Source organism: Calditrichota bacterium (genome assembly GCA_014359355.1).
Lineage (GTDB): Bacteria > Zhuqueibacterota > Zhuqueibacteria > JANLFK01 > Oleimicrobiaceae > Oleimicrobium.
In genome coordinates this window covers 20,253-29,626 of record JACIZP010000202.1, presented here as the reverse complement: position 1 = coordinate 29,626, position 9,374 = coordinate 20,253, and the positions used below count along the sequence as shown (strand labels likewise).

6 protein-coding genes are annotated in these 9,374 nt (G+C 62.6%); 3 read left to right on the top strand and 3 right to left on the bottom strand.

Translation table 11 applies throughout. From position 1 onward, the window contains the following. From H5U38_09145 to H5U38_09135, 3 genes are all read right to left on the bottom strand, one after another. Positions 1-2,566 (bottom strand): carboxypeptidase regulatory-like domain-containing protein (locus H5U38_09145; GenBank protein ID MBC7187185.1); only part of this gene is annotated, 2,566 nt, incomplete at its 3' end. 50 nt (positions 2,567-2,616) lie between these two features. Next, entirely contained in the window at positions 2,617-3,594 is a 978-nt protein-coding gene (locus tag H5U38_09140; GenBank protein MBC7187184.1) for a hypothetical protein, read from the bottom strand. A gap of 145 nt (positions 3,595-3,739) precedes the next feature. Further along, entirely contained in the window at positions 3,740-5,227 is a 1,488-nt protein-coding gene (locus H5U38_09135; GenBank protein MBC7187183.1) for a hypothetical protein, read from the bottom strand. 353 nt (positions 5,228-5,580) lie between these two features. On the opposite strand from H5U38_09135, the gene H5U38_09130 reads away from it, so the two are divergent. The 3 genes from H5U38_09130 to H5U38_09120 are packed head-to-tail and all read left to right on the top strand — an operon-like array spanning position 5,581 to position 9,370. Then, positions 5,581-7,608: a tetratricopeptide repeat protein gene (locus H5U38_09130; GenBank protein MBC7187182.1), complete on the top strand. Its 2,028-nt coding sequence runs from the start codon at positions 5,581-5,583 to the stop codon at positions 7,606-7,608. Beyond that, positions 7,605-8,423, top strand: a complete 819-nt coding sequence (locus tag H5U38_09125; GenBank protein ID MBC7187181.1) for a DUF4292 domain-containing protein — start codon at positions 7,605-7,607, stop codon at positions 8,421-8,423. The genes H5U38_09130 and H5U38_09125 overlap by 4 nt, the downstream gene beginning before the upstream one ends. After that, complete coding sequence (locus H5U38_09120; GenBank protein ID MBC7187180.1) at positions 8,420-9,370, top strand: glycosyltransferase family 2 protein; 951 nt, start codon at positions 8,420-8,422, stop codon at positions 9,368-9,370. Before H5U38_09125 ends, H5U38_09120 begins: the two co-directional genes overlap by 4 nt. Positions 9,371-9,374: the final 4 nt, after the last annotated feature.

The window sequence follows — 9,374 nt, the reverse complement described above, 5'->3', positions numbered from 1 at the left end:
CGATTGGGAAGATCGCGCAGACAGTATAGCTGCCCTCGGGAAGCTCGTCCAAGGCGTATTGGCCGTTCTCATCGCTCACGGCGGTGGCCACCAGCTCCTCTCCACGGCGCGCCAGAACCATCGCCCCAGCAACCGGCTGGCCCTCTTTGCTGGCGATGGCCCCCGTCACCATGAACGGCCCTCGTTCTTGGGGCCTCAGCGCAAAGTCGATGCCGCGGATGCTATCTCCGGCCGCCACAGTGATGCGAGTGGCCTCGAGCCAAGAGTGTGCGTCCTGGTAGAACTCCGCCAGGTAGCCGGTCTTGAACGCCCACACGATGTAGACTCCAGGCCGGAGCCCGGTCAGCACATACGACCCTTCCCCGTCAGTGAGGTCGGTGTAGACCTGGCCAGGTCGCACCGGCGTGGCGAACACGCGTACGCCGCGCAAGGGCTCCCCGGTCCGCTCATCGGTGACGCGTCCAGCGATGGTGGCCCCGTCCAGCAGACGAGAAGGCAGCAAGAAGTCGATCCCGCTTGTTTCCTCTGGCGCATTGACGGTCACGGGCGTCGCCTGTATCCGCGTCAGTACTCCGTCATAGTAGACAGGGACGTGGTCCCGCGCCGAGGCGCACACCAGATAGCTCCCGCTAGGCAGCCCGACCACCGCATAAGTGCCTTCACTATCGGCAAAAGCCACCCGCGAGAAGGGGCCCGCAGTGCTGAACACCTCCACGCGTGCACCGGCAATTGGTTGGCCGGTTCTCTGGCTGCGGACCGACCCAGTAATGCTGCCGCCGCGCTTCAAAGTGAAATCCACACCCTGCACGGTGTCGGCCGCGGCGACGGCTACCGGCGTAGCGTCGCGGACACATTCCGCCTCCTTGTACCATTCGGCCAGATAGTCCGGGGCAGCGGCACGCACGAGGTAATTGCCAGGCTGCAGATTCCCGATGAAGTAGCTGCCATCCTCACTGGTCCGTGCTGACGAGCAGCGCGCTCCTGGACCTTCCTGGTACGCGGTGACCAGCGCCCCGACAATGGGCACACCGCCTGTCTCATCTGTCACTCGACCAGCGATGGCACTCACTGCACTGAGTCGGAAGTCGATGCCTGAGGTGTGCTGGTCTGCCACGACCACCACTGGCGTAGCAAGCCGCCGGTCGCTCACCCCGTCGTACCACTCATCCGCGTAGCCGTCTGCGCGCGCCATCACTTGGTAGGTGCCAGGTCGCACAGGCAGAGCATAGCAACCGCTGCTGTCGGTACGAGCGGTGGCTACTCGGTCGCGATCCCTGCCGACCCCATCAACGGCATGGGCACAGACTTGAGCTAAAGGAATCGGCGCACCGGTCACCTCGTCCACCACACAACCGGTAATGGCACTGCTGGTTGCCAGGAAAAAGTCGATGCCCAAGGTAGTGTCACTTCCTGCCACTTCCACCAGCGTGGCGCTGCGCAAACTGGCGGCGTCTGCGTAGAACTCCCCCTTGTAGCCGGCAGCGCTTGCCTCGACCACGTAAGAGCCACGTGGGAGCGACCCGATGATATACAGGCCACCCTTGTCAGTGACCGCGTGATACCGAACATTAGGGAAAGCTGGCGAATAGGCCTGCACATGGGCGCCTGGCAGCGGCAGGCTGTCGGCCTCTGCAGCGACCATGCCCCCTATTGCACCGCCTGGCGCCAAGGCAAAGTCAATTCCCCTAATGGTATCGCCTGCTGCGATGCTGATCGGCGTAGCCTCCCGAAGTGAGGGCGCGTCGTCATAATACTCGGGAAGGAACCCGGGAGCACACGCGTGCACCACGTACATTCCAGGGGCCAGCACAGGGACGGCATAGCTGCCGTCGGCGTCTGTGGTGTCGTGCCTTGCCCATGGCAATGGGCCTAGGCACTGCACAGTCACCAGCGCTCCGGCCAGAGCCGAACCATCACGCGCGTCCACCACCAGCCCCGTAATCAGTCCATTTGCCCCTTGGCTGACCAGGACGCGAGCCGCTCCCCTCAGGAGCCTGCCATCCACAGTTGCCTGGGCAATGACCTGGCCGGCGATGGCGACCGTCCCCGCAGTGAACAGCCCGTCGGAAGCTATCGTGCCCAAAGACGTGGGGACTACTTCCCATCGCAGCTCAGTGGGCACGATGGTCACTCCTCTGCTTGTCATCAAGCGCGCAGTGAACTGCTGAGACTGGCCGGGAGCCAGTACCACCTCGGCGGGCTCTACCAGGAGCTGCTTGCCAGAAAGGCGAGCCTCGGCCACGACCACGTCGGCGCTGCCCCGATACTGCACTCCCGCCAACACGACGGAGGCTGTCACGCGTCCGGGGCCTGGCTCTGGCCCGGCGATGAAGTAGCCGTCTCTGGTCACGGTGCCAAGAAAACTTGGTTCAACTGACCAGGTACAGGTAACTCCCCGCACCGGCCGGCCTGCGCGGTCAAAGAGTTGCGCCTCAAACTGCTGTCCCTGACCAGGCTGCAAGGTGACCTGGTGGGGTCTCACGACCACCTGCTGGGCCAGCGCTGCCCCTGCCAAGAGTAGAGCCACTGTCAGCAGGAGCACGCGAGCATACATCTTCCGTGCCATGACCAATTGCCTCCTCTCTCAATTGAGCCAACTGCAGAAACGTGTGCCACCTACCACCCGCCTTTGCCCTCTTTGCCGTACACCAGCCCCCAGCAGACGGAGTTGTAGGGCGCCACGTCGTCGTAAATGGTGCCATGGTCGATGGCATCGATCACCATGTGGCGCAGCCCCTGCTCATGTTTGGCTACCCAACAGCCGCTAAACACACCATCGCCAGCGACCAGGTCAGGGTAGATGCCCTCGTCGTTGAGCGGGCGACGCGCCCGCTGCAACCAGCGGTCCACGCCAAAGTGAACGAGCACGGTCGTGCCAGGGGCCGGCGGATAGTGGTTGCTGTTGGTCACTGCCACGTAAAGTTTGATGGTGTCGCCTGGGGCGAAGCACGGCAGACCGTCGCGCCGCTTCAGCCAAAAGTCCAGGGGATCGCTCACCACGATGGGTTCCTGTCTTGGTGCCGCAATCGTCATGCTGGGGATGCTGACGGTTGCCTGCTCCGAGATCCCCTCGCTCATCGACACCTCGACGATCCGCCAGTTGCGGCGCGCATTCTCAGAGTATCCGACCCGCTGCAGTTTTGCCTTGCGAATGACGGTGCTGCGCACGGGCTTCTCATAAACCTTGAAGGCCTCGGGCGTGGTGCTGTCCGTGTCCTTGGCGACAACGACAAACGTGCCCGTGAAGGTCTTCGTGATGGTAGCGACAGCAAGGGTGTCCGGCTCGCCCGGCACGCCGAAGAACTGAATATCCACCGACTCTAAGGTGAACTTGCCGCGCCGGCCATAGCGCACCGGCTCGATATAGTCGCTGGACTTGCCAAGCCCGCCGGCCTCGTACTCAGGAGGCTGTGCCCCGCCATCATCAAGACCCATTTCATGGAAGACGTCCACATCGGCCAATACAATCGCGCGGATAGCCGCCTCATCCTCCGAACGATCTGCCAGTCCAGCGGGATTCTTGCTACAACTGAGCATCAATGCCCCCAGCGTGACAACCAGAAGGGCAAATCCGAAGGTCACTATTCTCTTCATCGCCATTCCTCCAAGTGCATGTTCAGTTTCCATACCTCGCCCAACGTGTACAAAGGCTCGAGGAAAGGCATCGGCGCGCTCCTCCTCCGGGGCTCCGACTTTTGCGTTCCGCCTTACCCTCCTTTTCATCTCATTCCATATCGCTCTAATCCCTTTGCAGGCCGAGCCTGGCGACAAGCTCCATGGCACTTTCCACAAGATGCCTAGCCACACCCGGCTTGCCGCGTTGCAGGGCAATGGCTGCCGCCTGCCGCAGCGCCCGCGCCTGAATGACAACCTCGCGATCTTCCTCGCCTTGCGAGGTCGCCGAAGTGAGCCGGCTCAACGCCTGGTCCAATTCTTCCAGGCGCTCGGCAACCTCAGTGGCTGGGTCTGCAGAGCTGGTTCCGATCTGCGGAGAAAGAAGCCTGTTGCCAGCCAGGACCCACACCAGTGCCATTCGGTAACGCCCCAGCTCGACGGCCCTCTCAGCCAGGCGAAGCAGCTGGTCAACCTGGGCGAGCAGTTCTTCCTGCTCTTCGCCGCCAGCCTGACGTGCCCGCTCGAGGTCGAGGCGCAGGCGACTAATCTCCTCCTCGGCTCTCACTGCCAAGGCATCACTTTGCGTTGTGCCCCTGTGCAACAAGCGGTAGGCAATGCCTTCGGCAAGCTCAGCATTTTGCAGCGCCATGGGGAAAGCACCGGCTGCCACGTTCCGGCGTGCACGGGAGAGGAGCTCCTTTCCTTTGGGCAAGAGAAGCCGTCCCTCTGGTGATGGAGAAAGCTCTTGCTCCCGTGCGGCTTCCTGCAGAAGTTCCTCCACGCGCTGCACTTCCTCTTCAGCCCGCTCTCGTGGGGAACCCATCTCCCCTTCGCTGATGCTGATGCAGCGCAGCAGAATGCGGATGCCTTGGTGATAGAGTTCCCAAGCCAGGGCAGGGTCACCTCGGTGCCGGGCACGCTCTGCCAACAGCCCGTGCCGACGCGCCTGTTCCAGCGACCGTCTGGCCATGGGGTTGTCGCTTCGCGCCGCCGCCTGTTCCGCCACATCCAGCAGCGTCAGGTACTGGTCGCGCGCCTCCTCCAGGCGCTCGGCCCCCATTCGGCCGCCTCCCTGGACGAGGTCAAGGGCGCGTTTGCTGCAGTAGATGGCCACGCGGTAATGCTCAGCCGCTGCCTGATAGCGCTGCTGGCGGACCGCGTCAGCGGCTCGGGCCTGCTGTTGGCGTGCGCGTGCGAGCAGACGTTCCGCCTCCATATTGCCGCTGCCCGGGACGAGCTGCTCCGCCTGGCGCATTAGCTCCTGCAGGCGCTCGCCAAGCTGCCCCACGGGGCTATGCAGGAGCCGTGCCATCAACTGATCCAGCACCCTTCTGGCTGCGGCAATGTGCGCGTTTGCTTGGGCGTGCCTGCCCTGCGCCATCTCAGTTGCGGCCTGCGCCCGAAGCTGGCGTGCTTGCTCAAGCAGCCCCTGGAGCGCCGGCTCGCTGCGCCCGGCCAGCAGCTGCGCCGCCCTTTCCAGTTGTCGGTCCAGCTGGTCGAGCGCTGCCTGGCCACTGCGCGGACCCTGGGCCAACAGCTGCGGCGCCACCGCCAGCAGCCCCGCCAAGGCCGCGATCACCAGCATACGTGCTCGCAATCTGCTGCCTTTCATCCTCGTTACCCTCCCTCCGGTCGCCTCTGCATCTGCAATGCCCGTGCCAACCTCAAACCCACAGAGCCGCACAAAGGAATACAAGGAGTTAGGCCGACGCCCCTGGACGGCCAGCCCGCCCCGACCCTTGCACCTGTACCTGGCGGTACAGCGTTGTGTACCGTGCGGTACACACCACTGCACGGCACCGGTGCGAAACAGCGCGAGCTTGGGGAACCCGCGGGGGCCGGTCGCGGTTCCAATGGTAGCTTGCCCACCACATCCAAGCAGATCGGATTTTTTGCTTGTAAATGTTGGCGGCTTATGGTATATTACGCTTTGTCAAACATATGCCACTACCCGCACGAGGAACAATGATGAGCCCGCGTTCGTGGGCTGTACTCAGCATCTGCCTGCTCATGCTCAGCAGCGGATGCGGCGGACCTCTTGCCATCCGGAAGTCCGGGGGTGAGGCGACCCAGGCGACCGCTGCGCAACAGCGGGTCGATCCGTTGGTCTCCCGTCTGGTGATTCGCGGGGCCACCGCAGAGGCGCTTGGCGACCTCACCAACGCCCTATCCGCCTACCAGGAGGCGGCTCTCCATGCACCTCAGTCCTTTGGCATCCAGATGGCCTTGGGAGAGATCTATCTGCGCCTCGGCAAGACCGAGAGCGCACTGCTCTGCCTGCAGAAGGCCGCTGCCCTGAACCCGCGGAGCGTCGAAGTACACGGCCTGCTGGGCAATATCTACACCGAGCAGCGCAAGCTCGATCTGGCTGAGGCAGAGTTCCGCGCACTGCTGGAAGCAGATCCCCGCGATGCCGATGCCTTGGGCAGGCTGGTCAGTCTGATGGTGGCCCAAGGAAAGACAAAGGCTGCCCTGCAACAGGTCAGGCAATCCGCAAAACACCTGCCCCAGGACGTGGACTATCTGGTCCAGGTCGGCAATCTCTTCTACCAGGCAGGAGCCTATGCTGAAGCGCGGGAGCTCTATCGCATGGCAATGGCGGTAGATCGCCAGGTCGAGACGCCCTATCTAGCCATCGCGGCTGCGTATAAGGCTGAGGGCGACACCACCCAGGCCATCGCCTGGTACCGAAAAGCCCTGCAGGTAGACCCCGCTTTCGACGAGGCACGAAGCGAACTGCGCGCGCTCTATGCGGCCACCAAGCGTTGGGACGAAGCCTTAGCGGTATTCACAGAGCTGACGAAGGCGGACTCTGCCAACGTCGAGCATTGGCTCGATGTGGGCAGGGTGCACCTCATGAAGGGCGACACCCTTGCCGCCGCAAGGGTATTCGCCCAGGCCCACGACCGCTTCCCTGATGATGAGCGCACAGCCATTTCCCTGGGCCTGCTCCAGGAGAGTCTGCGTGATACGGCTGCAGCTCTGGCCACCTATCGGGGCGCGTTGACGACAAATCCCAACTTCACCCGCGTGCGCAAGCTCTGCCGCAACCTGCTGGTGGCTCAAAAGCAGTGGGAACAGGCCATCCAGCTCTATGAGGAAGCAAGCGCGCGGGACTCCAGCGATGTTGTGAGCGGCTTGGAGATCGCTGAACTCTATTTTCAAAAAGGGGACACCGCAAGAGCTCTGGCGCACCTCGACGCCTTGGCGAGCCGGTTCCCTACCGACTGGCGCGTGCCGTTTGCCGCCGGTCGCATGGAGTTCATGCGGCGCAACTGGTCCCAGGCCGGGACCCATTTCGAAAAGGTCATCGCGCTGAACGACCGCGTGCCGCCCGCATGGTCGCTGCTCGGCCGCTGCCACCTTCTGCGCAACGAACTGCAGCAGGCCGAGGCGGTCTTCCGCAAAGCAGTGGGGCTTTTCCCCGAGGATGGCGAGCTCAATTTCTTCCTCGGCTCGGTGCTCAGCCAGATGCGCAAGCCTGCTGAAGCGCTGCCCTTCATCACCAAGGCGCTGGAAGACAACGAGGACAATGTGCCGGTGCTCCTGGTGCTGGCGGCCTGCTACTCGGAGCTGCGGCGGGATGAGGAGGCAGACTCGGTGTACACCAAGATTCTCGCCTTGGATCCGGAGAACCCCACGGCGCTCAACAACTACAGCTACAGCCTCGCAGAACGGGGTATCCGCCTGGATGAGGCCCTGCTCATGGTGGAAAAGGCCCTGCAGGCAGAACCGGAAAACGGCGCCTTCTTGGACACCATCGGCTGGGTTTACTTCAAGATGGGTGACTATCAGAAGGCACTGGAAAAGATCTTGAAGTCCGTCGAGGTTCGTCCGGGCTCGGCAGAGGTGATTGAACACCTGGGGGACGTGTACGAGAAGCTGGGGGAGTTGTCCAAGGCGCAGGAGTACTGGCAAAAGGCGCTCGAGCTCGACCCCTCGCGCACGCACTTGGAGCAGAAGCTGAAAGGCACATCGCATACCCGGCCATGACGCGCCTGATTCGGCACAAGAGGCTGGTTTTCCCACGGTGGGCCAAAGTCTGCGGGCTGGTTACGGGTGCTGCCCTGACCACATCACTCGGGTGCGCGCCAACTGCACGGGAAGCAGCATGGGACCTGTCGCAAGTCAGCCTGCCGCAGTTGCAGCGCGATGTGGACAGGAATGTGAGCAAGCTCAAGACGCTCAAAGGGCGGGCGCGCATCTCTTATGAGTCCCCAGATGTGGGCTATGCGGGCTACACCCAGGTAGCGGTACGCATGCCGGACTCGGCCTTCATCAAGGTCGAAGCCATCTTCGGCTTGGACGTGGCCTCGCTCTTCGTGGACGGTCGCTCGTTCACGGCCTATGTCCCCTCCGAGAGGCGTGTGTACCGCGGCAGCATCGACCGGCTTCGCTATCTTGACCCGCTGGTTATGGCGGTGGACGGCCGCCTGCTAATCTCTGCCCTAAGCGGCCTGATCTCCTTGCCCCGGGAAGGTGCGGGTGTGAAAGGTATGGACAGCCACGGTCTGCTGGTCGAGAAGCACGCCGAAGAGGGCCTGTTCCGGTACTGGGTGGACCGCCAGCGCGCGGTGGTCTCGCAGGTGGAATACGAGGACTCGCAGCTGGGCCTGCTCTATCGGTTGAGTTTCAGCCGTTTTGCCAAGACCTCCGGCATGCTGCTCCCGCAGATGGTGACCGTCGAACGCCCGCAGCAGCGAGAACGTGTGACGCTTTTCTATCTCGAGAGAACTGTGAACGTCCCCCCGCGCGCCTTGCAGATGCGGCAGCACCTCCCCAGCAATGTGGAGGAGGTCCTGCTATGAGAACCAGACCCCGGCAATGCGCCTTGTCGGTGGTGGTACCCCTGTACAACGAAGCCGAGTCATTGCAACCTCTCTATGCGGAGATAGTCGCAGCCGTCAAGAAACGCGTGCCCTCCTACGAAATCATCTTTGTCGACGACGGCTCAACGGATGGCTCCCTGGAGGTGCTGCGACGTCTTGCAGCTCAAGACCGGCGCGTGAAGGTCATCTCGTTTCGCAGCAACTGTGGCAAATCGGCGGCCCTGGCCGTAGGTTTTGCCCACGCTCAAGGCGCCGCGGTGGTAACCATGGACGCCGATCTGCAAGACGATCCGGCAGAAGTCCCCCACCTGCTCGCCAAGTTGGAGGAAGGATACGACCTGGTTTCTGGATGGAAAAAGAAGCGCCACGATCCGCTGCGCAAACGCTGGAGCTCCAAGTTCTTCAACATAGTGACCTCGGCGGTTAGCGGCCTGCGGCTGCATGACTTTAACTGCGGACTAAAGGCCTACCGCAGCGACGTGGTGCGCAGCATTCGCGTGTATGGGCAGCTCCATCGGTTCCTGCCAGTCTTGGCCCACTGGCAAGGGTTCAAAGTCACCGAGCTTGTGGTCAACCATCGGCCCAGGCGCTTCGGCAAAACCAAGTTTGGGCCATGGCGGTTCTTCGCCGGCTTTTTCGACCTGCTCACGGTCATGTTCCTTAGGCGCTTCAACAGACGGCCCATGCACCTTTTCGGCCTACTTGGCCTTATCTGCTTCGTTGCCGGAAGTGCAATCGCGCTCTATTTGGCGGTCATGCGCCTGTTCTATTCGGTGTACCTGAGCAATCGCCCCCTCCTGTTCTTGGGCATCCTGCTCATCATCGTGGGCATCCAGTTTGTGTCCATCGGCCTCTTGGGTGAGATGATCAGCGAGTCGCGCAAAGACGAGCAGGGCTACCCTGTGCGGCTGAAAATCGGCTGGTGAGTGG